This window comes from Enterococcus sp. AZ170 (genome assembly GCF_050545135.1).
Classification (GTDB): domain Bacteria; phylum Bacillota; class Bacilli; order Lactobacillales; family Enterococcaceae; genus Enterococcus_L; species Enterococcus_L ureilyticus.
On sequence record NZ_CP172947.1, the window covers coordinates 2,152,195 to 2,175,875 of the forward strand.

The following is a 23,681-nucleotide window of genomic DNA, read 5'->3' on the forward strand; positions in this document are numbered from 1 at the left end:
ATTATCGCCTCCTAAAAACTCGATTGAATATCAATTTCTTTTCCTTGGACTACTGATATGTCCTGGATAAACATATTGTAGTCTCTTTCTCCTAGCCTCAAATTTATATTCATAGGTTTTTCCGAATTATTCTTATTTAAAATCACATCTTTTAAACTATTAATCGCCAGAATCAAATCTGATTTATTATCTTTTACGATTACTTGTTCTTTTCCCCCTGTGAAATAACTTAAATTTTGTACCATTGTTGAATTTCTAGGCACACCAACTCCTTCAGCGTAATGTGGAATATCCGATCTTTTCATTATCGATTTAGTTTGGCTTGCCCTGTATACTTTTGTACCTCTTTTAGCATTTGGAATTAGAACGTTACGCCCTGTTGGAATATAAGGTTCTTTCCCCGGTTCATGGACAATCTCCTTGTACAATGGTCCGACCTGGTCGTTAACGATCATATCTCCACCCTTGTGGAAATTAGTACCTTTGGCATAACCAAATGCTTTCATCGCTTGACCAACAGATGCTCCAGCTGTTTCAGCAGCAACCCTGAGAGTTTTAGTAATTACGTCTGGTTGATTTTTGAAACTTTCTACGGCTGAATTTGCATTCCACGCTGGTCCACTTGCTTGATCAATAGCTGTAAGGTATTTGTCAGCAGGATTGTTCAATCCGTAAATATTTAAAGCACTTCCACCAGAACTAGTTGCATTTAATACACCTAACGGATCGCCTAGTAATTTTTTGGTTGCAGCATTATTTTTGTCATAAACATTTATAGAATTTACACCTGTAGCTGCCGCTTGGTCAACACTATATGAGTCACCTAACAAAGATTTCAATAACGGCTCTATTTTGTTAAATTGATCCAAACTGATAGTACCATCTGCTAGTTTAGTTTTTAAATCTACATTATCAGCCAACATCTTTTTTACATTGTCAGGAAGTTGAATCCATCCGTTATAAGACTCTTCAGATGCAAAAACTTTGTTCAATAAATCGGAATTATCCCCCAAGATTTTTTTCTGTTCCACGGGAAGCTGATTCCATCTGTTCATATTCGTCGTTGAAGTCAATATTTTTGATAAAAATTCCGTGTCATCAGCTAGTAGCTTTTTCTCATCATTAGGCAATTCTTTCCAGCGATTAAAAGAAGCATCAGATTGATATATCTTTTGAAGAAAATCGTAATTATCCCCCAGGATTTCTTTAACTTCAGAAGAAACCTCATTCCAATGATTCAGTTTTCCTTCTGATTTAGATAGTACTTCAACGAAATCGTAGTTTTTAGCTTTTAATTCTTTTACATCAGGTTTGAAATCTTTCCATAAGCCAAGGTTTAACATAGTTTCAGTCATAACTTCTGGCGTATTTGAGTATAAAATTGCTGTTTTTTGTTCCAAGCTCATTTTATTCCATTGTCCAGAGTCTTCTAAAGCTTTGTACATTGTTTGGCTGTATTCATCTTTTAAAACGGCTTGCTTATCTTCCCAAGCCATACCATCCCACCAATTATTGGCGATTGCCGCTTCACCAATAATCAATTTTGCATTTGAATCAAGATCGGCATTTTGAAGCTGAAATCTCATTTGATTCCATGTCGCAGAATCTTTCGCAGCATCTTTCACGACTTCCCGAACATTCGACTTGACTTCACCTGTCTTTTCATCGAACACAAGATTATTCCACATTTGAGCTGCTTTTTTTCCGTTTTTAACACTTTCGTCAGCAGTCCATGCTATTTTTTTTGCGTTTTTTTCTGCGTTTTCAGCTACTTTATCTGCCATTGAGTTCGCGCTGGATATAATATCTTTATTAGTTGATATAGCAGCATCTTTTGCATTACCCATTGAGCTGACTAGCTGACCGTTGGCTAAAAATACCTCGTTTATTAATTCAGGATATTTTTCAGTAATTGTCGCCATCTGAGAATCAAAACCATCAACTGTTGTTTTATTTATTTCATCCCAAGCTTTTAAAAACTTCTGTGCAAATTCGCCATCTAGATTATATCCTAGGTCTTGAAGATATTTCTCTTTTTCTTGCCGACTCTTAGTCGCATGTTCTTGTGCCGCTTGTCTTTGTTTTCCTAGTGACTGCAGCCATAGTTTTGCTTCTTTTTCAGTAGCATTAGCAACATCAGCATTCATAGCAGCTAAGATTTTCTTCTTTTCCTCGGCCGAAACATCTAAAGTTTCAACATAAGCAGTTGTCGTTCCTTTCGCCAAATCTTTAATGATCTTGGCTTCTGCTGCACTTATTTCAACACCTCTATTAGAGGCATTTTGTTTTATTTCTGTAATTCTCGCTGTGTTCTCTTGAACAATTTTTAAAGAGTCTTCTGTGTTCTTCTTTTCTTGTTGAAGCATCTCTTTTAAACCAATATCAACAGAAGCAGGTAATTCTTTAATTAATTTATCCAAACCGTCTATTTTGTTAATAAGGCTTTGCTCAATTGTCTGACCTATTTTTTCAAAATTGGCAACCATAGAACCGGAATCTGCTTCGAAACCTTGCGCCATAATTCCGAATTGACCTGATGCTTTTTGAGTATCATCTTGAATTTTTCCTAACGTCTTATCTGTTGCCGCTCCTACATCAGTACCCCAACGTTCAACACGCTGAGAAGAATTCCAAGCCTCTTCACCAAACAGCTTCCATGCTCCGTAACCGACAGCCAATGCACCGCCTACACCAACAATACCTAAAATTGCAGGTCCTAACGGTCCTAGAGCGGCTGTCATTGCTCCTATGCCTGAAGCTCCGCCAGCACTTGCAGCAGCACTTCCGAACTTAGTTACATTACCGACGCCGCCTGCCATAGCTGAACTGAATTCTTTAGTAGAAATTGCTCCGTTTGCTAATGCTTCTGTAGCTTCCGTGATTGCTCTTTTCTTCGCCATAGATGCAGATAATTCAACAAAACTTTTACCTAACGAACCGATACCGCCAGTTAATTTACCTGTAATCTTAAACAAGGGGCCAGCAGCAGCCGTAGTAGCTAAAAGCTTAACAACTAATTGTTGTGTTTTAGGATCTGCATCACTAAAGGCTTTCGCCAAGTCTCCTAACATTTTTACAAGAGGTTTGGAAGCTTGAAGTCCATCCCTCAAAGCATCAACGAAAGGGCCACCTAATTCAATAGCTGAATCTATAACTTCATTTTTCAGCATTTTCAGTTTAGATTCGGTAGTTTCGTACCGCTTATTAGCTTCTTCAGTTAAGGCTGTATTTTCTCCCCACGCTTTATTACCCATTTCAATTGCTCCCGAGAACACGTTTGAAGCATTTGAAGCACGTAGTAACGAATCACGCAAACGAACTTCTTTAATGTCCATATCATCTAACACTTTGATTGCAGACGTACCTTGACTCTCAGCATTCTTTAAACCTTCAATGAATTTAATGATAGCTTGAGAAGGGTCCTCTTTAAACGCTTTTGAAAATTGTTCCCCAGTCATCCCAGCAACTTGAGCAAAATTTTCTAAAGAAGTTTTTGATTTGTCGGCCTCTTTATACATTTTTTTCAAACTTTTAGCATCAGTACCTAACGCCTCAGCAAGTTCTTTAGCATTTTTGCCACCCTTGAGGATAATTTCGCCAAATTCCCCAATACTCATACCGGCTTGATTGGCTGTCTCTTCAACTTCTGAAAATGCTCCAGTCCCTTTTTCTACGGCCAATTGCATTTGCACCATAACTTTACTAAAGGCAGAACCTCCGGCTTCAGCTTCGATACCTACAGAACTCAAGGCGGCAGCAAACCCAAGAATTTCACTTTGTGACATTCCGATCTGCTTACCTGCACCAGCAAGTCTCAATCCCATTTCAGTGATTTCCGACTCAGTAGTTGCAAAGTTATTCCCTAAGTCAACAATGACTGAACCCAATTTACCAAAATCACTCTGAGACATTTGAGTAATGTTTGCAAATCTAGCTAAAGCAGTAGCGGCAGTTTCAGCGCTCATGTTAGTAGATTCTCCCAAATCGATCATCGTTTTGGTGAAGCTTACGACATTAGGTGTTTCAATCCCTAACTGACCTGCTGCTTCTGCTACAGCTGCAATCTCTTGATGGCTTGAAGGTAATTCTTTAGCTAATCCTCGTAGTCCATCTTCTAAGTCTTTATATGAATAAACGACTTTTCCTGTAGAATCGATTACTTCATCATTTGTTTTCTTTACTCCTGCAAAAGCTGACTCCCAAGAAATAGCCGCCGTCGTAACTGCCGCTGCTCCTGCTAAAATAGGAACGGTCAAACCTTTGGTCATACTTCCGCCAACTGATTCCATTCGTTTGCCAGCACTTATCATTTTTTCACTACCAGCATAAATGGCGCCAGTGGCGCCAGTGGTTTTAACTTCAAGCTCTGCTAAAGAACCTGCTGTCGCAACGAGTTGCTGTTTATAACCAGCTAATTTTCCGTTTGCGTCTTGTAGTTGTGCTGCGAGCCTTTTTGTTGAATCAGTGGCTTTACCATCTACAAACGATTCTTCGTATGCTTTTTTCAATGACGATACTTGCTTTTCTTGTGCACTGATTATATTTGTAAGACCATTATACCTAGCACCTAATTTATCCATCTGGTTGCCAGCCATATCAGCGATTTTCATATTGGCTTGCATTTCTTTAGCTAAATATCTAACTTGTTTCTTTGAGTTTTCAACTCCACGACCAAAGTCGGAATCATCAAGCCCAAGTTTTATAACCATATTTCCTATCGGTGTACCTGCCGCTCCCATGATTACCCTCCTTTTGATCCATTTACTAAATCTGATAATGGTCTAATTTCTTTTTTCTTATTATTTTTTTCTTTTTTATCGGATTTCAACAATATTTCGTCAATATCTATGCAATCTGTTTTCATTAGATCTGTGATTGTCCAACCCGGTAAATTCTTGATAACGTCACGGACGAAATTTAATTGGAGTTCGTAGAAGTCGCTCCACTTAAGATTTCCTCCGTCATCGCTTTTTTTGCTGCTTCATCGTCCGCTTGGCTGAATCCTAAAACGCGGTATCGAATAATTTCGTAAATCTTATGTCTATCTGCAGTATCAAGACCGCCTAGAATCAAATCCTTAGTAACTTCTTCGGATTCAAACAAGTCAGCAACAAATTGAATTTGTAATTGATCGTACTCAGTTTCTTCAACTAATCTCTCTTGTACAGCCGCTTCTTTTTCTAGATCTTTTTCTAAACGAATATAGTCATAACGTTTTCGAAATGGAATGAACTCTTGGGTAAATGTTCGGAATTTATTGTCTGGCATCCGTAACTCTAATTCGATTTTTCTTTCCATTGTTTTTCCTCCTCAAAAAAAGGCTAGCCGTATAGGTTAACCTTTTCATTTCGTGATTGTAGCTGCACAGTTGGCAGTCTTACCGTTATTTGTTTTCGCTGTTATATTTGCTGTACCTAAAGCAATCGCCGTTACTTTCCCTTGCTTTGGAGTGGCCGTGGCAATGGACGTGTTGTCCGAAGCGAAGTCTACTGATTTGTCTTTAGCATTTTCAGGTAAGGCAGTTGAAACCAAAGTTGCTTCTTCCCCCATTTTTAATGCAAGTTTTGATTTATCTAATACAACACTCTCGGGGGTTATTACTTCCCCGATGCAGGTCCTAAAACTGCTGTTTTTAGTTTTTCAACTCCTGCTACCGTTGATGCACGTAATACTTTCAATGTTTTTGTATTTTCGCCAATTGTAATTTTTCTTGACATAGCAGTATAAACATACTCACCAGCTTCTGGTGTAAAATCTTCATCTGTTTTCGTTGCTAATGAAAATCCGTCACGAGAGAAGCTACCGGCAACTAAAGCAAACGCCACAGGTACTCCATACAAATCTTCCGACTCTGCAACTGCTGCAACGTATGGTGGTTCTGTTTCTTCACCTAAACCATCGATGTTTTCGTCCATTGTAATAAAACCTAAAATATCCGCTTCGATTTTTGCTGGTACGTCTAACAAGCCAAAGTTAGCTGCTACATTGCCAGTCCCTTTACGTGAGATAAAATATTCTACGTTTCCAGCAAATACTTTAATTGCTTCTTTTGTTAATCCGGTAAGATCAAAACTTGTAGGTCCACCTTCTTTTTGAATTCCTTCAAGTACAACGATTTCCGAAGTAGTGTCGGGAGTTAAGTCTCCTTTAAGCTTTCTGATTGATAATTTATCAAATCCATATGTTTCCATGTGTTATTCCTCCTAGTAATCCGTATCGTGGATTCTTGTATTTTTTCTATATCTTCGTGCATCTACAAATCTCTTTGTTTCCCTAAAGTACGTGTCTAAACCACCATTCAACTGACCGTAACCCATTTCCCACATAACATCTTTTACAGCTTTTGCGATTTCTTTTGTTAGTAAACGATTTTGAGTTTCAACGTTTATTTGAAAGTTGAACGTTAATGAAACTGGCTTATTAGCCATGTGATATGCGTTTGTTTGTGGACCTGAGAAAGTATCAATAACTATAAAAGGTTTGGATACGTCTAAAGTTTCTGGCGCTTCGTAAAATTTTATTTGATAAGTAATCTCTTTTTCGTATGGGCTAGGCTTGATCGCTAAATGCTTTGCTATGACTGGATTTACAATCAATGCATTGTATACGTCCATCCACATGTCTTTCATCGGCCTAATTCCTCCATTTCACGTCTGACAGTTTCCGTTGACGTTTTTTGAATCTTGTCGGCAGCTGCTTGTAATTTCCCCATACCTTGAGGACGAACGTATTTACCATAACGTGTATAGCCGAACTCATTTAAATGAACAATAGGAGCTCTTTCTTTTGAAGCCCACCCTGTTTCAACTCGTTTTGGGTTACTTTTAACACCGCTAGTAACAACTAAATCATGAGTTTTGCCAGTATCTTGGTAAGTAGAAACAGCTTCTTTTACAATCTTTTGATTCTGTTCGCCAGCTTTTCTAAGAGCCTTATTAATAACTCTAGTAGCTTTATTTTTCCCTAACTTAGCTTCAATGTTCTTAATTATTTCAGCTTCACCAGTGATCGTTACACTCACGAACTCACCCCCAAAATGATTTTTACAAAATCGTTGTTTTCTAAATCCGGTGAGACATCAACTATTTCCCAAACTTTACCGAGATAGCGATAATCTTCAATTTCCACCTTTTGTTTGTTGGTAGGTAAGTAATCTGTATAAGGATCGCGTATCTTGATAGTTACTGCCTCTTTAGTACCTGCAACGTTCAAAATATCTCGGTCTTTCATTGAAGGGTTATAGACAAGAGCTGTACATTTATACAACTCTTTCTTTTTTGCTTCTCCTGGCTCAGGTCCCTTAGTTGGTTTAAATTCAAAAAAAGTAACTGGAGTATTTAAGTCTCCAGCTACAATTTGAGGTCTTTTATAATTTGAATTAATCGGCAATTTCTAGCTCACCCGCCAATTCTATGGAAGCATCCATGATCATTGTCTGAAAATTACTATAAAAGTATTCGAGCGCCTCGTTTCGTAAATAACGAGTACGCTCATACACAAGTTCCTTACCTTTTGGAAATTTATCAGCTTCAAAAAATCCGATTAATGATTTGATATCATTAAACGAATCTTCTAATTGTGTACCAATATCTTCATCTTCGGAAGAATGAAAAATACGAAAACGAGATTTAAATTCAGTTATGAACTTTGCATCATCCATACTATCACCCTTCCAATAGATCAATTAATTCTTGTTTCTTAGCGTTGCTTGGATACACTTTCCCCCGCTCGCCTAACAACGCTTTAAGTTGTAGCACATTCAAGCTAGAATAGTCTAACGGCGCCTTACGAGCGTTAGGCGTAATTACTCCCCCGAACCACCGTCAACAGATACTTCAGAAAAATCAAGATCATATACTTGTGCAGCATCGTTATTCGTTGGATATCCATTCCCTAACATGTCGACAGCATAAAGTGTCGCCCGTTTCATGGCGAATGTTTCTTTGTAAACGTAGACTCTTTCCGCTCTGGATTGCGTTGCGTCATATTCTTTTCCGACATAGGAGATAAGCTTGCCTTCCGGTACATCTACAGATTCGATGATGTGATCCAAACTGATGAACGGCATCGTAGTTCCGTACACATTATTCAAGTTTGCTAAAGTGACACGCACAATGATGTCCCAGTAGTTAACCGGGTTAACAATCAAATATACATTTCCAGCAACAGAACGATATTTTGTTTCGCCTTCATCATCAGCATCAATTTTATAGGTGTATTTTGATAGAACTTTCATTACCTCGCCTAACTCACTGACAATCTTATCCTTAGCAAATGTCAAAGTTCCAGCACTTTTTTTCTCTGGGTACACACCGCCTGTTACGGCGCCATCTAAATCTTTTGTTAAACCGATTGGTTCATTGTTACCTGTTCCCACAATAACTTTTTTTGCCCAAACGTCACGAACAGCTTCGCTCAAAGAAAGGTTGATAAATCGATCGATCCATCGAGGTCCTAAGTCAAGCGTATCATTTGAAATCAGGAAGAATGCAGTCAATGCAAGTTGTACAAACTCAGTTGCGCCAAACTCAGAATCTAATTGCCCTTCAAGGTCTTTATGCAATGGTCCGAAAACCGCAACACCTTTACGACGAGCGCGAATAACTTTAACTCGGCCAACAGTTGGAGTGAAGTTGATAATTTTTAAAATCGGGTGATCATTTTGTAAGTTTTCAAATACACGTTCTAGAATCGTTTCTGGCCAAACTAATTCTTGATCAAATCCACCTGTTTTAACTGCTTCATTGTAAAATTTCGTTTCTTCTGCAGTCAGAGTCGGAATCCCACGAGCTTCTAAAACACGATTATCAGTTACATTTTTCAGCTCTTCATATTCAGCACGAACTTGTGCACCTGCATCTTCTGCGATAGCAGTGACATAAGCTTCTAAAGCAGCATTTACTTGTTCAGGCGTTGCATCTTCTTTTGCAGAAATAGAGTTAAAGATTTTCTTCGCATCTGCTGTTTTGTCTGTAATTTTTAACATAATTTATTCTCCTTTTCGCAATTGCGCGATTAATGATTTTTGTTTTAGTTCTTGTCCCTCTTTATTTATTTCATTTTGTTTCATATTAGCTACTGCAATAGCAACAGCATTTTGTACGATAGCAGCAATATCTTGCGGTTCTTCTTGCAAATTCTCGCGCTTAACAGAATTAGCAAACCCAAATTCTACAGCCTCATCTGCTGCAAACCATTTTTCTTCATTCATCCATTCGCGTAGCTGTTCAGCCGATTGTCCTGTCTTATCTGAATAAATCGCTAAGATTGAATCATCGATTGTTTCCAATGCGTTTAACGTTTTTTGGATATCCTGTTTATTTCCCCAAGCGAAAGTTGAAGCTTCATGAATCATTAAAGACGTTCCTACGTTCATAATCACATTGTCGGCACCGGCAATAATAAATGTTGCGGCACTTGCTGCTAAGCCAGTTACTTCTACAGTTATATTTGACGGATGATCTTTCAGATAATTGTAAATTTCAATCCCTTCGAACACATCGCCGCCAGGGCTATTCAGTTTAATCACGATATCGTCTGTGACAGTATCAAGTGATTCTCGAATATCTTTCGCATTAATGACATCATCATCACGCCAGTATTTCTTTTGTACATTTCCACTCAGAGTGAGAATGTGCTTACCATTTTGGATCTCGTTGGTAAATTGAAACGGTACTTTTTTAACTTTCGGCATTTTCTTTCTCACCCCCTTTCAATACTTTTTGATAGTTCTTAGTCATGATTAATTGTTGACCTTCTCCGTTCGGTAAAGCATCATAATCAACTTCTTCACGAACTTCATCACGTAAGAAAGTTCCGGAAGAAACAACTTTATCGATTTGTGTCGCGTTATCTAAAATACTGATTGGTAAAACTTTAGATACTTTAATCCTTTCACCTTTACCATATTCTTGACGGGTAATTATCTTTGCTGTCAATTCATCTTGTAATTTCTTGACTAAAGGTGCGATAGATAATTTCCTAAAAGCTTTGATATTGGAATCCAGCTCTGCTTTCTCACCATAAATAAGCGCCGTAGGAACTCCTATGGCGTTGGCTATATCATCAATCAGTGACGTTTTCATTTTGTTTAACTCATCAAGGGATTGATTGGAAACCCCTTGCTTATTGGTATATTCTTCGTAATCAAACCCTTTTATCTTTGCTACAATTGCTACTGATTTTGTTTTAAAAGCGTTGTATACCTTGTCAATGTATTCTTGGAGACGTTCCGATCGGGTTTTACCGTCTTTTCCTTTTTCCTCGTTTATATTTCCAGTTGTATCAATAGATACTGAACCTCGAATTTGATTATTTCGCATAGCAATTTCTAAAATACGACCAAATAGTTCTGAGTAATCATCAAATAGTCCTTTTGTAAATCGTTCAAGTTTATCGTTGTTATATTCGATGTAAATCACATCGGACATACTAAAACTTTTTTGAAATACATAGTTTTTCACAGCAACACCAGTAAACACGTCATCATATACCGCATATTCCGTGCGCGAAAAATCATCTGCTATCAAAAGCTGATTGTCTTCAGTAAATATAACTAAGACTTCGTTGTCATCTAACAAACGATAAAAAAACTTTTCCCAAAACGTAGCAGCGGACATGTCAGAATTAGGTCGTACATTCAAAATATAATCCCAATCAGCTGTATCATTCTTGTTCTTAAATTTAACCTCTAGCGTTGACATTGTTCTCGCTACAAAATCAAGCACTGTGTTTTTGGCCATAATTTTCAGATATGCACGAGCAGACTCTTCATCACCGAATACAAAATCAGGTATCCAGTCAGAAGGTTCTTCATTTTTTATTGATGTTTTAAAGATATCAAATAAACTCACATATTTTCACCACCTTTCAATCAAAATAGATATCTTGATCACCTGCACTTTCTAGCAAATCGCCTACCAGATTCGTTTTCTTTTTTCTCTGGTGGTTTCTTTTTGTATCCGGTTTGCATTGACGTAACTTTGGAATAGTATATGCAATTCCCACTATATAAATTTTGAACTTCTCTTTCTACGTTTAAATACTGTGGTCTGTACATGTTGATCACTCGCTTTCTTAAAAGTCTAATTCATCTAACATATCAAAGGCTTCGTCATAATCTACATATTCTCCGATTTCTTCTCGTTTATAAATCGCTGCAAGAAAAGCATGAAATCCATCGGTTTTTCTCCTGACTGGCTCTTTTTTCAAAAATGTTTTGTTGCCTGACTTGTCTTCTTTAATAAACGAATTATTAGTGTACCAACGCATCATAGGATCATCTCCAAAAATGAAACGCTCATTTGCAAACCCATCTTCAATGATGGGGGCAACTTTAGATTGCACGCCTCTTGGGTTCCTCATAAACTCAACTGTGTAATTTTCTTTATCAAGCAGCGGTTTCAATAAGTCCATCCGAAAACCGTCGGCACATACCATCTCAATCTGATACAATTTTCTTTTTTCATTTAGCCAATCAACTAAATGCTGCGGATCAATCGAAGGCTCATCAACAATCGTTACCAGCCCTTTTTCTTCCCATTCTTTTATAGGAGCCTTTAGCTTAAAAGTGTCTAAAAATTGTTTACGTGCAAAGCTGTGTTGCATCCATATATACTTTTCTTCAACTTTGAAAAGCAAGCCCACAGAAGCGAAATCTCGAATGCTTGCATAGTCAAATCCAGCAACACATGAACGGTCTTTTAGATCTAATGTGCGTTGATTAGTCGCCATGAGTTTCTCATGAGTGGTGATATCCGACTCAGCATCACCCTCAGTGAAATTCATTCGTTTAACAACAAATTCTCTTCTTCCAGAAGGTTCATCTTGAAGTTTTTCATACTCTTTCATAACTGTAGAGAATAGCCGTTTCGAGTAGGTAGAGTTCTCTTCAAACATAGGATTTGCCTTAGACCACATATCCGGATTGTCCATTTCGTCTATGGAATCTAGTTTGCAAATGAAAGGAAAAAGACGATCATTTTTGTTTTCACCAGTAAATATTTTTTGAGCTCTCTCAAGCATTTTGTCATAAAATCCCTCCCTTACGTGACCGTTGGTTCCGTTGTAAAAAGTTCTAGGATTAGCGATCTTTCCTAAGCCGCTCCGCTGAATATCTACTAAATCAGAAGCTTCAAACTGATGTATCTCATCAAATTCCAAACAGCCGTCACGAGCAGAGTCCATTGTTTTAGGGTTATTAGTCCTATAACTGAATATTGAGTTTGTTACTCGATTGGTTATAGCCATTTTAGTTAAATAGAATTGTTGTTCCAATCTATTCTTTTGTACCATTTCGTAAACTTCTTTAAACGAAACTTTTCCTTGCTTTTCAGAGTTAGCCGTTATAGTAACGTCATAGTTTTTTACGCCATATAAAGGACTAATAAAAAACGAATCTCTCGCAGACATAAACCCATTTTTACCACCGCCACGAGCAATTGAATTTAATATTTCATCAAAAAACACCTCATCATCTTCTTTTTGATAACAGAAAATGAAAGGCGTAATAAATTTTTGATATTTGGCTAGTGGAAAAAAATTCTTTTCAGAATAACGTATAAAATTTTTGATCATTTCATCATCAAAATAAATATCATCCCGAACTAAAACTTCTTTTTTTAAATAGTCAACTAACTGAATTCTTTCTTTGTTGAATGGTATTTTTCCACGTTCGTACATATCTATGTATTCTTCAAAGAAATAAGGTCGAAGTAAAGTCATAATAAATCACTACCATCCATAGCTGCCTCTTTAGCTGCCTGCTGTTTTTCTTCAGGTAAATAATCGGTCAGCTGCTTAATGATTCGTTGATAGGACTGATCGCGCGAATTATATTGTTTGGCAACAGGTCGTTCCCTCTCGTAAGGAGCTTGATTCTCTGACTGAGAGAACAGTTCATAGTCTCCTTTTTCTGAAATATCAATCCACATTTCGTCTAAAAGTATTTTTAATCTCGCGGCTTGAGTAATCAAACCTGAAACAACTTTCTTTTTGTCTTCTGTCATATCATCAAAAAGCTTGCTTAATCTTTTTTCTTCGGCTTTGACTAGTCTGTTTCTCTTTTTTAGATCAGCCATAAAATCACTTCCTTTCTTGAGGGGGTGGGGTTGTGTGAGAAATTAGTAATACATTTGGAGAGTTGACCCCATCCACCGGTTCCCACGATTGGGATTTGACCCTAAAATAATTCGACCGGGGGTATATCATCCCCCACTTCCATTTGAATTACTGTGAGATTTTGGGATTTGGCTTGACTATGTAGTCAATATCAATATTCATGTTGAACAGTCCAACAACTTCATCAGCTTCGCTTCTCAATCGTTGGTTGATAGAGATTTCCTCAGGTATAACCGTTCCGTCAATCATTTGACTTCTGAATTCAGTTAGTTTCTCTATCGCTTTGTCAATCACTGCGATGGTCTCCAGTTGTTTAACATCTACACTCATTGTTCGAACACCTCTCCTAGATTATTAATAGACAGAACTTTATGTTCAGGATTATCTTTTGTTAAATAGACAAACGTAATTGTATTTGTTCCTAATCCTTCTCCAGCAGTTACATAGTGCGTGGTCATTGATGCAACGCCTACTTCCTTACCTTTGATGTAAAGCTTTGGTACTTCTCCGTTGATGTCGTAACTGATATCACAACGCTTTAAACGTTCACAAAATTCAGATCCGTTAACAGGTATAAATAAATTTTCTGCGCTATATATTTTGGAGAATAGCTTATCCATGAACTTTACCACCATTCATCATCCCACTTTCTTTTTCTTTTGTTCCCACGGTAGTTCATACGATCATGTCGCTTGTTGTGACAGTCTTTGCATAACGTTCTCAGATTGTCTATGTCTAATGCCAGCTCTGGATACTTTTCTAACTCTTTGATATGATCTATCTCCAATACAGAATCGTATTGAGTAGTTAGCTTACCTTCGGCTTTACACCATTGACATTCATAATGATCACGTTCCAAACATAGTTGTCTCAGCTTTCTCCAAGAAGAAGAACCATAAAACTTTGCCCTGTCCGCTTTAGTCTTGACCGCTGGAATCATTTCTTCTTGGTTAACTCACTGACATAAACATTCAGCAATGCTTCTTGAACTTTCAATATCCCTTCTGGTCCCAAGTTGTTTACATCTAAGCTAAGCTTTTCCTTTAAGAAGTCAGCATTATGTTTGGCTTTGATTGTCCGTTCAGTAATGTAATAGTTTAACGCTGCCACTTCATTCATCTTCAAACCATAGATTGATATAACTTGAAGAAACAATTCAGCAATCTGATCTAAGTCTTTCGCTTCTCTCATTTGTTTTAACAGTTCGGCAAAATCTTTCTGCTGCTTCTTATTTTTTTTACTGCTCATACGTAATACTCCTCTCTTAAAAGAAAACAACCGCCACGAATGACGGTTAGTTGAGTTTGCTTGCCAATTTATTTACAATTTTACCAAGATGCAATACCTCGCCTAAATTAATCAAAAACTTTAAGTATGCATTACACATGTCTCTATAAAGATCAGAATTCATTTAACCACTCCTTTATGTAATATAAAAAGCCACCGCATAAGCGATGACTACCATAAACTTGCGACTAGGCAAGTAACATCTATTTAAGCAACCTACACGATAGCCAAACTATCCCTTGCTGTTGATTAAGCAGACCCCAATCCTCCTCGGTTGCAAATGACGTGGCAGGACTCGAACCTACATTCTCCCGATTAAAAGTCGGGCGCTCTAATACGACTTGAGCTACACGTCTCGTCAATAACAATACAGGACTAACCGAACTGCCTGCACTTGGAACGTCTTCCTAGTTTTACTTAACATCCAGTAATTGCCAGATGCCACCTACAACTCCAGGTTGAAGAGTGTTGGTATTATTTAGTTTAAAATATTTCTAACCAACCATAACAATATGTTGTATAATATTATCAGGAGGTGAAATCCAATGGCATATTCTACTGGAGAAAAACCAGGAAAAGGCACTTATACTTGCACAAACTGTGGTCAAAAAGTCACTCTTGATGACACCACAGATACGTTACCACCATGTCCAAGATGTGATAACACAAAGTATACTAAGTAACTTTTCTTAAGCAGTCTTAACCGACTGCTTTTTTCTTTTTATTCTTACATAACTTTAAACACTCGTTGGAATATCCATCTCACGTTTAAATAAACAATAGCTTTTACCAAAAACATTCAATTGGAACCACGCTACTACTTTCATTTCGCCTAATTCATTTTTGTACTTTGTAATGTAATGATGCATTTCTATCACTCCTAATAATTTTATATGTACCCACCCACAGGCTGTAAACTAGGTATTTACCTGTGAGTGGCGATAACCAACCAAAACAATATCACCATATTTTAAATAAGTTGGTTTTAGTTGTGTAATTGTTTGCTTTGGATGGTTTATCTTAGTATTTCATAATATCAATATATCATCATATTCACATCGAATGGCGCCATTTTCATGCCATCATCATATGTCGAGATTTAAAGCGTTAGCTATTTCTTCAAAAAAATCAGTTCTTAATCGTTGGGCTGTCCTTTTGCTACAAAAAATTTTACCGCTTTGTAGTAGGCCGTCCATCGTATATGTTGGTCGTTTTACTAAATAAAGTTCATGAATAATTGTTCTTGTGTCTTTATCAGAGTTATCAAGCGCATTAGAGACTACTTGCTTATTGCGCTCCAAGTTAGTCAATCTCTTATCCTGCTCTATCGTAATCATCAAGTTAACCTGGTTGTCATAACTCGCCTTGGTCCCTTTGATATCTCCGTTAAGATCAGATTCACGGTGAGGATAACGTAGCTCGTCCTCACGCTGTTTGATATATTCATCTGTTTTGTAGTAATCCGCTAGGATATCTTTGATATAGTTAAATGTTGATGTTCTCAATCCGCTACCCCTCCTATGTTATAATTACTCCATAAAGGAGTTGTTTTTTTGAAAAAATATTTTGATCCAAAAACACTAATCATCTTTTTACTTTTGCTTAGTACGACAATTTTGTTTGATATTCATCTATATAGGCTTGGATATCAAGGTATTCTGTACTTTAAAGGAATTTCAGGAGACTTTGAAAAGCCTCGTACAGGTATTTTCTTATTAATTGGTATTATTTTAATTTATTTACCCAGTGTGTTTATCATATCTGAAATACTGCATACGAAATTTCAGAAAATATCAAATACTATAGTTCTAATTTTAGGAATAACTATTTGTATCGTTGCTTTTTTAGATTTAATCCCAGCTTTATCATATGTTTTAAGATTTTCTTGATTGGTTAAGCGTCAAGAAACGCCTGCTGCCTGCTCATGGCGCCGTTGCGTTTGTCGCCTTTTGTTTTAACGTCTGGCTGCTTGGGTAACTCATGCCATTGGACCTGATCAACAGTTCCACTGCTTAACATCTGAGCTACCCTATCACTCGCTTGTGTTGCTGTCATACCTGTATATATTAGATTACTCATTACTGTTGGGTATCTACTTGGACATGGTCCGTACATTAGCTATCACCTGCTTTCATAACAATGTCATCTGTCCAGATGGTTCATAATTCATCCAAAGAACCTCTGTTCTAGATTGCCCAGCTTCTGCTTGTGCATTGATATACATCTTGTAACAATCACTCAGGATATCATCATATAGTTGGTTATCATAACCTGATAAAATGAATTTCCCTTTAAAGCTCTTTAATACATCCAAAAGTTCAGGTTGCTGATTGTCCTCCATATCCGTTTCATAATATCGACCTTTTCTGGTGCTTAATAAATATGGTGGGTCAATATATGCAAAAACTTCTTCTCTGTTATATCGCTGTAGCAACTTAACGGCATCCTGATTTTCAATTTGTGCATCTTTCAAACGATCAGCTACTTCTAAAACTCTTTCTGGTATCTCATTCCATTCATGGAGTTTTCCGCCTATTTTGTCAATATTAGATCGCCATCCTGTTTTGTGTCTTTGAACGCCACCTATACTTTGCCATGATTGTGTCAAAAACCTTCTGGCATTTTCCAATGGATCTCGAGTATCTTGCACACTCAAATTTTGTTCTTGCCTACTCATTGGTGTAAGGTAAGCAACCCTAGCTAACTGTTCTGGTTGGTCTCTGCAGATTTTGAAAAAGTTGTATACTCGTTCATCCAGATCGTTTATCGTTTCAATTCGTGACGGATCCTTAGAAAAAAATATAGCGCCACTTCCGAAAAATGGTTCCAAATAGGTTGTATGTTCTGGTATATTTTTGATGATTATGTCAGCGATCCGCCACTTACTACCTGGATAGTTTAGTATCCGTTTCATTGGTCACCATCCAATCTGATAAGCCGTTCAATCGACTTGTCAAAGTATTCCTTTTCTTTTTCCATACACAGAAATTTACGATTGGTATTGATAGCAGCTACTGCAGTAGTACCTGAGCCACTACATCCGTCAAATACTAAATCTCCCTCGTTAGTGTACGTCTTGATAAGGTACTCAAACAAAGCAACTGGCTTTTGGGTTGGATGTATTTTTGGTTTTTGAACATCCTTTTTAAAAGTAAGTACTGACCTGGGATAACGTTCTCCAGTTAGATTTTCAGTAGGGAAACTAGAATCGAATTTTCCGTAGTTTTTCGATGTAGTTCTCCCTGATTTATTAACATAAGGTTTCCCAGGTAGCATCTGTGGATTATACACAGGTAGTTTTTTGTAGAACACTAATACATTTTCATGCGCCTTCATCGGCATCTTATTGGCATTTAAATGACCAGTAGCTGAAGTCTTTTCCCAAATCCACTCATAACGTAATAATTTTAGGTTACTTGCCGCAAGCACTTTATCAAAAGGTGCCTGAGATGTTAAAACAATAGCGCCGTTGTCTTTGATGATCCTCTCATACTGTTGCCATAGTTGCTCCAGAGGAATAATGCTATCCCATTTGTTTTGAGTAGTCCCATAAGGCAAATCACACAAAATCATATCAATGCTTTTATCTGGTAACTGCTGCATACCTACAAGGCAGTCCATGTTGTATATTTTGTTTAGTTCTAGCATCAGCTATCACCATCCAATCTAACAGCAATATCCGCAATCACAGGAACCGTCACAGAGTTACCAGCCTGTTTGTATAATTGACTATCACTGTTTACCTCTTTTGCTCTTTCAAACGCCCAATCAGGAAAGCCTTGTAACCTCCAACACTCACGAGGTGTTAGTTTACGGATTCGGAAACCTTCAGTTACAACCGCTTGTTCTTCCCCTGTTAATAATGTATTAGCTATTCCTTTGCCAATTCTCCCTCTCCGTGTTTCAGAATTGGGATGTGAGATATTAACGCTATCTCCTGGCATTGCTTCTGCGTAACCTTTTGATGTGGCTTCTTTGATTAAGATACCAGCATCTGAGTTATTTGATTTCAATGTTCTACTCAAATCCGGTAACACACCTCTGTGAAATCGTTCAGAATCATTTGTGTATAATCCGCCAACAACCACTCCATGCCTGTCTTGAGCAGTCAGAGTAAACATTTCTTCCCCATCTTCTTTAAAACGTCTGCCGTTCTGCCGTTTCTCCAATCGATCAGGAGTTAGGACAGGCACTGCTATTTGTTTCGGTTGTTTATAATCTGTCGCTGTTAAAGCTCCCATTAATCCATCGGATCCATAAACAAGTTCTCTTTGTCCTAATGATGTTTGATGTTCTCTTTTAGTAGAACCAAATATATTTATTTTGCGTTCTTTATCAGAGCATCCACTTTCTCTTTCGAAAGGAAATACTTTTCTGGTACGTTCTCCTCTAAGATGTCCGATAATGAATACTCGCTCCCTGTTCTGTGGTACATAGTCTTTAGAGTTAAACACTTGCCATTCCACATCATACCCGAGTTCATCCAAGGCTCTGAGAATTGTCTCGAACGTAGCCCCTCCTTCGTGATTGAGCAGTCCTTTGACGTTCTCAAGGAATAAATAGCGTGGTCTGAGAATAGATGCGATCCTTGCAATCTCAAAGAAGAGAGTTCCTCGAGTATCGTTGAAACCTTGTCTTTTTCCTGCAATGCTGAAAGCTTGGCACGGAAATCCTCCACAGATAACGTCGACACGTCCGATTCTTCGAACAAACTGATCTGTAACTGTTGTGATGTCATGCATTTCCACCTCTCCTGTTGTATCGTGTATTGCTTTGTAACTAGTACGAGCAAACTTATCAATCTCACAAAATCCAACGCATTCATGCCCTGCTGATTCCATGCCTAATCTAAATCCGCCGATACCAGCGAATAAATCTAAAAATTTCATATAATCACAAAGGAGTAAAAAGCTTTTTAGTGTCGGCCGACAAACCTCCGCTCCTTTCGTTTAGTTAGTTTAATTTATACTTTCCGCATTTCATGCAACCATATACTTTATATTGATTATCAATGCCTAAATAAACAAAATCATGTTTGCATCTACATTGCTTAATAAATGATAGACGCTTTACCTTGCTGAATTTTTCTCTATCCATTGTTTTCTACCTCCTGCAGTTCTTCGGCTGTTTTTTGTAACTCCAACCATGGACCCATTGGCATTTTGCCATTAGATAGCATCTGTCTAATCTGATCTGCCGACTGACCAGTTTTAGCGATCGCTTCCGCAAGCTTAAATTCTTTTATCTGTTCGTCGGTGGCTGGTTTGGACCCCTTCAAAAATTCGGAATCTGAATCATAAACATACTCTTCGTAGTTTTTACCATGACAGTCATACTCGCATACTTTAATTCCGCAGTTTTTAATCTCTAATACTTTAAAAATAAAGTTCGTATCTGCATCATAATCTTTTCGATACGTCGTAAAACTGTAATACTCCCCGACCGCAAACGTTGGTTGGCGGTCTTTTGGCTTTCTTAGTTCTTGTAATTTTTCATCCGTCAAAACTAGAGTACAGTTATCAATATGACCAATATAGTAATTGGACATACCATATAATTTTTCTTCATCCGAAATCAGATAAACCACGTGAAAATAGCCGTTTCTGTCTAAAACTAGATCGCCTGTATTTGTTTTCTCTGTCATTGTGATTCCTCCTCTACTGGTACAGCAAACGCCCAGTAACGCTCGTCATGATCTTTTATCTCTTGTTCGGCCAATCTCGCCGTATTGCCTGAGTATTCCGCATTTGACGATCCAAACCATGTGTCCCCACTTACTTTGCCTTTCCTTAAATAATATGTTCTTATATGATTCCCTTCGTTAAATGGCAACCGGACATAATACAACTGCTCTTTTTCCACTGTGTAGCCGTTATATAAACTTAAAAGGTCTTTCATAGATATCTCTTTTAGCCATTGTTTTAGCTCACTATCGCTTTCGTCAGAATCCAGCATGGTGTATTTGTTAGATACCAATGATGCTAACTTTTGCGCTTTGTTACCGACGTTTAGATACTTGTCGATCATCGGTGGCACCACAGCTTTGTCCTGTTGGGTTGGTAGTGATGATTTGAGTTGTTCCATATCCGATAAAGCTGCTCTTATTAAAACATCGGAATTCTGTGTCTCACCACCATAATGACGATTTAAGCAATCATCCCAATCATTTATTTTCTCATTTATCAATTCCTCAATTCCCATGTGTTGTGTCCTCCTTAATATCTAAAATGCACTTAACATCTGACAAATTACTTGCTGTTTGTTCAGCTTGTTTTTCCGTAAACGCTTGTATTTTCGTAGTTTTGACTTTGTGTGACCAGCTTAGATATTTAACTTTCCACATCTACTCCACCTCGTTTAGTAATTCTGGATTTTTGTGGATGTTGCCGATGACTACATATCCATTTTTGCCTCTAGTCCAATAATCAATTCCGATAAATGAACTTGAACAAATCTGCTTACCCACAAATCCTGCGTCATGCCAAACAATTACATGATGGCTAATTTTCCAATTTTTTCTATTTTTATTTTGCGAGGCAATAACATCCCCTTCATAAATCTCCACACCATTCTTGTCTTTTAGTCCTGTGTATTGCATAGGGATAGGGTACTCATAAGAATTAGGACCTTCTTTTCCAAATCCACCATCATATCCTCCAAATAAATAACCAATATCACAATAATTAATTAGATGCTCCCATTCAATCATTTTTTTGTCACTTTCATCCCACGCTCTAAACTTCGGTTTATTCATTCGGTTCAGTCCTTTCATAAGCCTCCGCTTTTAACTTGTAATACTCTGGTTTTGTTAGTTTTTCTAGTTGATCCAAATACTCGTTGTTATCGCTTAATTCTCCAGATATTGAAACAGCGATGATGTCATCTGTTATAAATCCACTACGCATGCCGCCCATGCCGAATACAGACATGTGGAGGAAACTATCATTCTTTTCATAAAAGGGCGTAACAACATCACTTATTTTTTCAATTAATCGTTTTGCTTCTTTACTTTTTGGATTCCTTCTGAATTCATAGAATCCATTTTTGTTGGTTCTTTTTAGTAGCGATTCACTATATTTCTCATAAGCTTCGCTGTTTGGTTTAATCACAATTCTAGTACGCAAAAGCGCTACATCGTCCTTGTTAATTCCAAATTCCGCATAAACTTCTTGATTTTCAATTTCTTTGAAGGCTTCTTTCCCCCAATTGTGATTCCACCACATTTTTTCAAAAAGTGTTGTTCCGTTTTTCACTCTATATTCTGTTGTCATTAATTTCAGTCCTTTCAACTATCTTTGGTAATAATCAGTGGTTCAGGGTAAATATGCCCTTCTTTGTATCCTTGCAGTGATTTCTTGCTTGTAGTTGATTTATATTTATATCTACGGCTTAATCTCAGCATCAGTGTTGGTTTGCTGTTGCTAATCATGTAGATTTCACCAGTTTTCAGTCCTTTTGCTTGATACATCGTAATCACTCCTTAAAATGGCAAATCATCATCGGAAATATCAATAGTCGAGCCTGATCCGCTAAATGGTTCAGAATCTCTATCAAAATCAGGCATTTCTTTTTGGCTATTATCTTGCGATTTAAACGTGTTGTTTTGATTCTGTGAATAATTACCCTCGAACCGGTTTGAAACGCCTGTATTTTGATTCTGTTCACTCTGAGCGACATTCTGACTATTCCCACCAGGAAAACTAAACGACTGGCAGTTGATTTCTGTAATGTATTTCTTTTCGCCTTGTTGGTTCTCATAGTTGCGTGTTTGAATTGACCCGACAATAAGAATCTCATTACCTTTCCTAAAATGATTCGCTACGGTTTCTGCTTGTTTCCCCCAGAAAACAATATTGATCCAGTCAACACCGTAGTTTCCTTGGCTATCTGGAAAATTCTTTTTAACAGCAATACTTGTTGTTGCTACTGCTTTACCAGATTGGGTATATCTGAGATCGAAATCCTGACCTAATTTCCCTTGTAATACAACATTGTTAATCATTTGATTTCCTCCACTTCAATTTCGTCTAAAATAGTTCTCTTGCCTTGTATAATCTCAATTGCTTCAGTCACGTTTCTGGCTACTCCATTTAGAATTCCATTTTTATGTGCAGCAATTAAAAATGCTTTTTGATCATCGCTCAAAACTCCGTCTGATTTTTTCACCTCAACGAAAAACAGTTTGTTATCGCCTTTACGTGATCCGAATAAATCAGGGAATCCTTTTTCTAATCCAAAGCCACGAGTTTTATATGTGACTTTCTTCCCACTGTCTACTTGCCAACAGCGGTGGCCAATTGCGACTAATGAGTTCTTGATTGATTTCTGGATATCTAGTTCTTTCATTTTTTACTCGCTTCCCACGCTGCAATTTGAGCATCTAGTGCTGCTTGTTCCTCTGGTGACAACTTAGCTTCTGGTGTTGGGTTATCTACCCAATCTGGCATAGTCTCTTGTCTGACTGATTTGCGTTGGTATTGTCTATTCGCTTGCTTAGCCATCGTGTCGTATTTATCACGCAGTTTCTTAGCTGATAAGATATTGCCACTCCAAAAACTATCTGATTGACACCACTCAATCATTTTTCTAACTTGCTCATCAGTTCGTTTATCAATATCAATCATTTTTCTGATATCATCTGCCCAATTTTGATAATTCGGTTCTTTCGTCATTTCAGACTTATCGGCAGCATCGGCGTTTATTTTTTCATAAAGAAATTTTGATAATTGAATATAAGGTGAGTCGTCCTCGTAAACTCGCTTGCGAGGTTTGCGACTATCTTTATTATCTTTTTCTTTATCTATATCTAATTCTTTATCTAGTTCTATATCTGTTCCGTTATTCGCCGTTACTTCAACGTTACCTGTAACGTTACCTAACGTTAGTTGTTTCTGTTTATCCCTGTATTTAGCCTGTCGTATCCTGTTTTGTTCCCTAACTTTTTCCAATCCTTCTACCGCTTGATACTCTTCCCAGTTCTTAATAAAAATGATTTCGTCGTACCTAGTAATCATTCCGTATTTTTCAAGAGTGATTAGCGCAAACTCTACAAACTCGGTTGTAAAATCAAAGTCTGCGGATAAGTCCTCTACGCTATAAGGTAAAGTATCAGTCATATACAGTCCTCCTGAGTGGTTGCTCTCACCAGCTCTTGCTAGTAAGAATACCCAAAACAGAATGATATTATTTCCATCTGGCAGTTTACGAATTCTTTTTATTTTTCTGTGATCGGGAATATCAGTAGCTAGTTTGATCCAGCTTATATCTGCCACTTT

35 protein-coding genes and 1 tRNA gene are annotated in these 23,681 nt (G+C 37.5%); 2 read left to right on the top strand and 34 right to left on the bottom strand.

Annotated elements, in window-relative coordinates:
* Positions 1-11 precede the first annotated feature (11 nt).
* The 19 genes from IGJ55_RS10375 to IGJ55_RS10465 all read right to left on the bottom strand — a co-directional run bounded on the left by IGJ55_RS10375 (position 12) and on the right by IGJ55_RS10465 (position 14,762).
* Complete coding sequence (locus tag IGJ55_RS10375) at positions 12-4,739, bottom strand: phage tail tape measure protein (protein ID WP_430606402.1); 4,728 nt, start codon at positions 4,737-4,739, stop codon at positions 12-14.
* 178 nt (positions 4,740-4,917) lie between these two features.
* Positions 4,918-5,298 (bottom strand): phage tail assembly chaperone G, encoded by a 381-nt coding sequence (gpG, locus tag IGJ55_RS10380; protein WP_429949396.1) that lies wholly within the window; start codon positions 5,296-5,298, stop codon positions 4,918-4,920.
* Between the two features lie 45 nt (positions 5,299-5,343).
* The gene (locus tag IGJ55_RS10385) at positions 5,344-5,610 is read right to left on the bottom strand and encodes an Ig-like domain-containing protein (RefSeq protein ID WP_430608156.1); all 267 of its coding nucleotides are present in this window, start codon (positions 5,608-5,610) and stop codon (positions 5,344-5,346) included.
* Positions 5,598-6,191: a phage tail protein gene (locus IGJ55_RS10390; RefSeq protein ID WP_429949394.1), complete on the bottom strand. Its 594-nt coding sequence runs from the start codon at positions 6,189-6,191 to the stop codon at positions 5,598-5,600. Before IGJ55_RS10390 ends, IGJ55_RS10385 begins: the two co-directional genes overlap by 13 nt.
* 12 nt (positions 6,192-6,203) lie before the next feature.
* Complete coding sequence (locus tag IGJ55_RS10395) at positions 6,204-6,629, bottom strand: hypothetical protein (protein ID WP_429949392.1); 426 nt, start codon at positions 6,627-6,629, stop codon at positions 6,204-6,206.
* Positions 6,626-7,021 carry a hypothetical protein gene (locus IGJ55_RS10400; RefSeq protein WP_207120598.1) on the bottom strand — a complete coding sequence of 132 codons (396 nt, stop codon included), beginning with the start codon at positions 7,019-7,021 and terminating at the stop codon, positions 6,626-6,628. The genes IGJ55_RS10395 and IGJ55_RS10400 overlap by 4 nt, the downstream gene beginning before the upstream one ends.
* On the bottom strand, positions 7,018-7,389 hold the full coding sequence (locus tag IGJ55_RS10405; protein WP_429949391.1) for a phage head-tail adapter protein: 372 nt from the start codon (positions 7,387-7,389) through the stop codon (positions 7,018-7,020). The genes IGJ55_RS10400 and IGJ55_RS10405 overlap by 4 nt, the downstream gene beginning before the upstream one ends.
* Positions 7,379-7,660 (bottom strand): phage gp6-like head-tail connector protein, encoded by a 282-nt coding sequence (locus tag IGJ55_RS10410; RefSeq protein ID WP_429949389.1) that lies wholly within the window; start codon positions 7,658-7,660, stop codon positions 7,379-7,381. The genes IGJ55_RS10405 and IGJ55_RS10410 overlap by 11 nt, the downstream gene beginning before the upstream one ends.
* Positions 7,661-7,664: 4 nt before the next feature.
* Positions 7,665-7,757, bottom strand: a complete 93-nt coding sequence (locus IGJ55_RS10415; RefSeq protein ID WP_207120601.1) for a HeH/LEM domain-containing protein — start codon at positions 7,755-7,757, stop codon at positions 7,665-7,667.
* A gap of 47 nt (positions 7,758-7,804) precedes the next feature.
* Positions 7,805-8,986 carry a phage major capsid protein gene (locus tag IGJ55_RS10420; protein WP_429949387.1) on the bottom strand — a complete coding sequence of 394 codons (1,182 nt, stop codon included), beginning with the start codon at positions 8,984-8,986 and terminating at the stop codon, positions 7,805-7,807.
* A gap of 3 nt (positions 8,987-8,989) precedes the next feature.
* Positions 8,990-9,694 carry a head maturation protease, ClpP-related gene (locus IGJ55_RS10425; protein ID WP_429949385.1) on the bottom strand — a complete coding sequence of 235 codons (705 nt, stop codon included), beginning with the start codon at positions 9,692-9,694 and terminating at the stop codon, positions 8,990-8,992.
* Entirely contained in the window at positions 9,681-10,853 is a 1,173-nt protein-coding gene (locus tag IGJ55_RS10430) for a phage portal protein (RefSeq protein ID WP_430606407.1), read from the bottom strand. The genes IGJ55_RS10425 and IGJ55_RS10430 overlap by 14 nt, the downstream gene beginning before the upstream one ends.
* 223 nt (positions 10,854-11,076) lie before the next feature.
* Positions 11,077-12,723 carry a terminase TerL endonuclease subunit gene (locus tag IGJ55_RS10435; protein WP_430606409.1) on the bottom strand — a complete coding sequence of 549 codons (1,647 nt, stop codon included), beginning with the start codon at positions 12,721-12,723 and terminating at the stop codon, positions 11,077-11,079.
* Complete coding sequence (locus IGJ55_RS10440; protein WP_430606411.1) at positions 12,720-13,079, bottom strand: hypothetical protein; 360 nt, start codon at positions 13,077-13,079, stop codon at positions 12,720-12,722. The genes IGJ55_RS10435 and IGJ55_RS10440 overlap by 4 nt, the downstream gene beginning before the upstream one ends.
* 148 nt (positions 13,080-13,227) lie before the next feature.
* Positions 13,228-13,449 (bottom strand): hypothetical protein, encoded by a 222-nt coding sequence (locus IGJ55_RS10445; protein ID WP_430606413.1) that lies wholly within the window; start codon positions 13,447-13,449, stop codon positions 13,228-13,230.
* Complete coding sequence (locus IGJ55_RS10450; RefSeq protein WP_430606415.1) at positions 13,446-13,754, bottom strand: hypothetical protein; 309 nt, start codon at positions 13,752-13,754, stop codon at positions 13,446-13,448. Before IGJ55_RS10450 ends, IGJ55_RS10445 begins: the two co-directional genes overlap by 4 nt.
* Positions 13,745-14,059, bottom strand: a complete 315-nt coding sequence (locus tag IGJ55_RS10455) for an HNH endonuclease (RefSeq protein ID WP_429949377.1) — start codon at positions 14,057-14,059, stop codon at positions 13,745-13,747. Before IGJ55_RS10455 ends, IGJ55_RS10450 begins: the two co-directional genes overlap by 10 nt.
* Positions 14,056-14,367: a hypothetical protein gene (locus IGJ55_RS10460; protein ID WP_207120610.1), complete on the bottom strand. Its 312-nt coding sequence runs from the start codon at positions 14,365-14,367 to the stop codon at positions 14,056-14,058. Before IGJ55_RS10460 ends, IGJ55_RS10455 begins: the two co-directional genes overlap by 4 nt.
* 319 nt (positions 14,368-14,686) lie before the next feature.
* Positions 14,687-14,762, bottom strand: a tRNA-Lys gene (locus IGJ55_RS10465).
* Between the two features lie 189 nt (positions 14,763-14,951).
* Here IGJ55_RS10465 and IGJ55_RS10470 point away from each other — a divergent pair.
* Complete coding sequence (locus IGJ55_RS10470) at positions 14,952-15,089, top strand: zinc ribbon-containing protein (protein WP_430606417.1); 138 nt, start codon at positions 14,952-14,954, stop codon at positions 15,087-15,089.
* A 54-nt stretch (positions 15,090-15,143) separates the two neighbouring features.
* Here IGJ55_RS10470 and IGJ55_RS10475 read toward each other — a convergent pair whose 3' ends face one another.
* Positions 15,144-15,275, bottom strand: a complete 132-nt coding sequence (locus tag IGJ55_RS10475) for a hypothetical protein (protein ID WP_430606419.1) — start codon at positions 15,273-15,275, stop codon at positions 15,144-15,146.
* Positions 15,276-15,491: 216 nt separating this feature from the next.
* Positions 15,492-15,911, bottom strand: coding sequence for a transcriptional regulator (locus IGJ55_RS10480; RefSeq protein WP_430606420.1), 420 nt, complete (start codon positions 15,909-15,911; stop codon positions 15,492-15,494).
* A 48-nt stretch (positions 15,912-15,959) separates the two neighbouring features.
* Between IGJ55_RS10480 and IGJ55_RS10485 the strand changes: the two genes are divergently transcribed.
* On the top strand, positions 15,960-16,295 hold the full coding sequence (locus IGJ55_RS10485; protein ID WP_429949370.1) for a hypothetical protein: 336 nt from the start codon (positions 15,960-15,962) through the stop codon (positions 16,293-16,295).
* Between the two features lie 4 nt (positions 16,296-16,299).
* Here IGJ55_RS10485 and IGJ55_RS10490 read toward each other — a convergent pair whose 3' ends face one another.
* The 13 genes from IGJ55_RS10490 to IGJ55_RS10550 all read right to left on the bottom strand — a co-directional run bounded on the left by IGJ55_RS10490 (position 16,300) and on the right by IGJ55_RS10550 (position 23,678).
* Positions 16,300-16,521, bottom strand: coding sequence for a hypothetical protein (locus IGJ55_RS10490; RefSeq protein WP_430606422.1), 222 nt, complete (start codon positions 16,519-16,521; stop codon positions 16,300-16,302).
* 16 nt (positions 16,522-16,537) lie between these two features.
* Positions 16,538-17,320 (bottom strand): DNA adenine methylase, encoded by a 783-nt coding sequence (locus IGJ55_RS10495; RefSeq protein WP_430606423.1) that lies wholly within the window; start codon positions 17,318-17,320, stop codon positions 16,538-16,540.
* A complete protein-coding gene (locus IGJ55_RS10500; protein WP_430606424.1) occupies positions 17,317-18,054 on the bottom strand; it encodes a DNA-methyltransferase in 738 nt (245 codons plus the stop codon). The genes IGJ55_RS10495 and IGJ55_RS10500 overlap by 4 nt, the downstream gene beginning before the upstream one ends.
* Positions 18,054-19,295: a DNA (cytosine-5-)-methyltransferase gene (dcm, locus tag IGJ55_RS10505; protein WP_430606426.1), complete on the bottom strand. Its 1,242-nt coding sequence runs from the start codon at positions 19,293-19,295 to the stop codon at positions 18,054-18,056. Before dcm ends, IGJ55_RS10500 begins: the two co-directional genes overlap by 1 nt.
* Positions 19,296-19,495: 200 nt before the next feature.
* Complete coding sequence (locus IGJ55_RS10510) at positions 19,496-20,050, bottom strand: hypothetical protein (protein ID WP_430606427.1); 555 nt, start codon at positions 20,048-20,050, stop codon at positions 19,496-19,498.
* Complete coding sequence (locus tag IGJ55_RS10515; RefSeq protein WP_430606428.1) at positions 20,047-20,607, bottom strand: DUF1642 domain-containing protein; 561 nt, start codon at positions 20,605-20,607, stop codon at positions 20,047-20,049. Before IGJ55_RS10515 ends, IGJ55_RS10510 begins: the two co-directional genes overlap by 4 nt.
* Positions 20,597-20,749 carry a hypothetical protein gene (locus IGJ55_RS10520; protein ID WP_429949357.1) on the bottom strand — a complete coding sequence of 51 codons (153 nt, stop codon included), beginning with the start codon at positions 20,747-20,749 and terminating at the stop codon, positions 20,597-20,599. The genes IGJ55_RS10515 and IGJ55_RS10520 overlap by 11 nt, the downstream gene beginning before the upstream one ends.
* The gene (locus tag IGJ55_RS10525) at positions 20,750-21,160 is read right to left on the bottom strand and encodes a YopX family protein (protein WP_430606429.1); all 411 of its coding nucleotides are present in this window, start codon (positions 21,158-21,160) and stop codon (positions 20,750-20,752) included.
* On the bottom strand, positions 21,153-21,677 hold the full coding sequence (locus IGJ55_RS10530; RefSeq protein WP_430606430.1) for a hypothetical protein: 525 nt from the start codon (positions 21,675-21,677) through the stop codon (positions 21,153-21,155). Before IGJ55_RS10530 ends, IGJ55_RS10525 begins: the two co-directional genes overlap by 8 nt.
* Before the next feature lie 14 nt (positions 21,678-21,691).
* On the bottom strand, positions 21,692-21,874 hold the full coding sequence (locus IGJ55_RS10535) for a hypothetical protein (protein WP_430606431.1): 183 nt from the start codon (positions 21,872-21,874) through the stop codon (positions 21,692-21,694).
* A gap of 12 nt (positions 21,875-21,886) precedes the next feature.
* On the bottom strand, positions 21,887-22,408 hold the full coding sequence (gene ssb, locus IGJ55_RS10540; RefSeq protein ID WP_430606433.1) for a single-stranded DNA-binding protein: 522 nt from the start codon (positions 22,406-22,408) through the stop codon (positions 21,887-21,889).
* Entirely contained in the window at positions 22,405-22,752 is a 348-nt protein-coding gene (locus IGJ55_RS10545; RefSeq protein ID WP_430606434.1) for a VRR-NUC domain-containing protein, read from the bottom strand. The genes ssb and IGJ55_RS10545 overlap by 4 nt, the downstream gene beginning before the upstream one ends.
* Positions 22,749-23,678: a phage replisome organizer N-terminal domain-containing protein gene (locus IGJ55_RS10550; RefSeq protein ID WP_430606435.1), complete on the bottom strand. Its 930-nt coding sequence runs from the start codon at positions 23,676-23,678 to the stop codon at positions 22,749-22,751. The genes IGJ55_RS10545 and IGJ55_RS10550 overlap by 4 nt, the downstream gene beginning before the upstream one ends.
* Between the last annotated feature and the right edge of the window lie 3 nt (positions 23,679-23,681).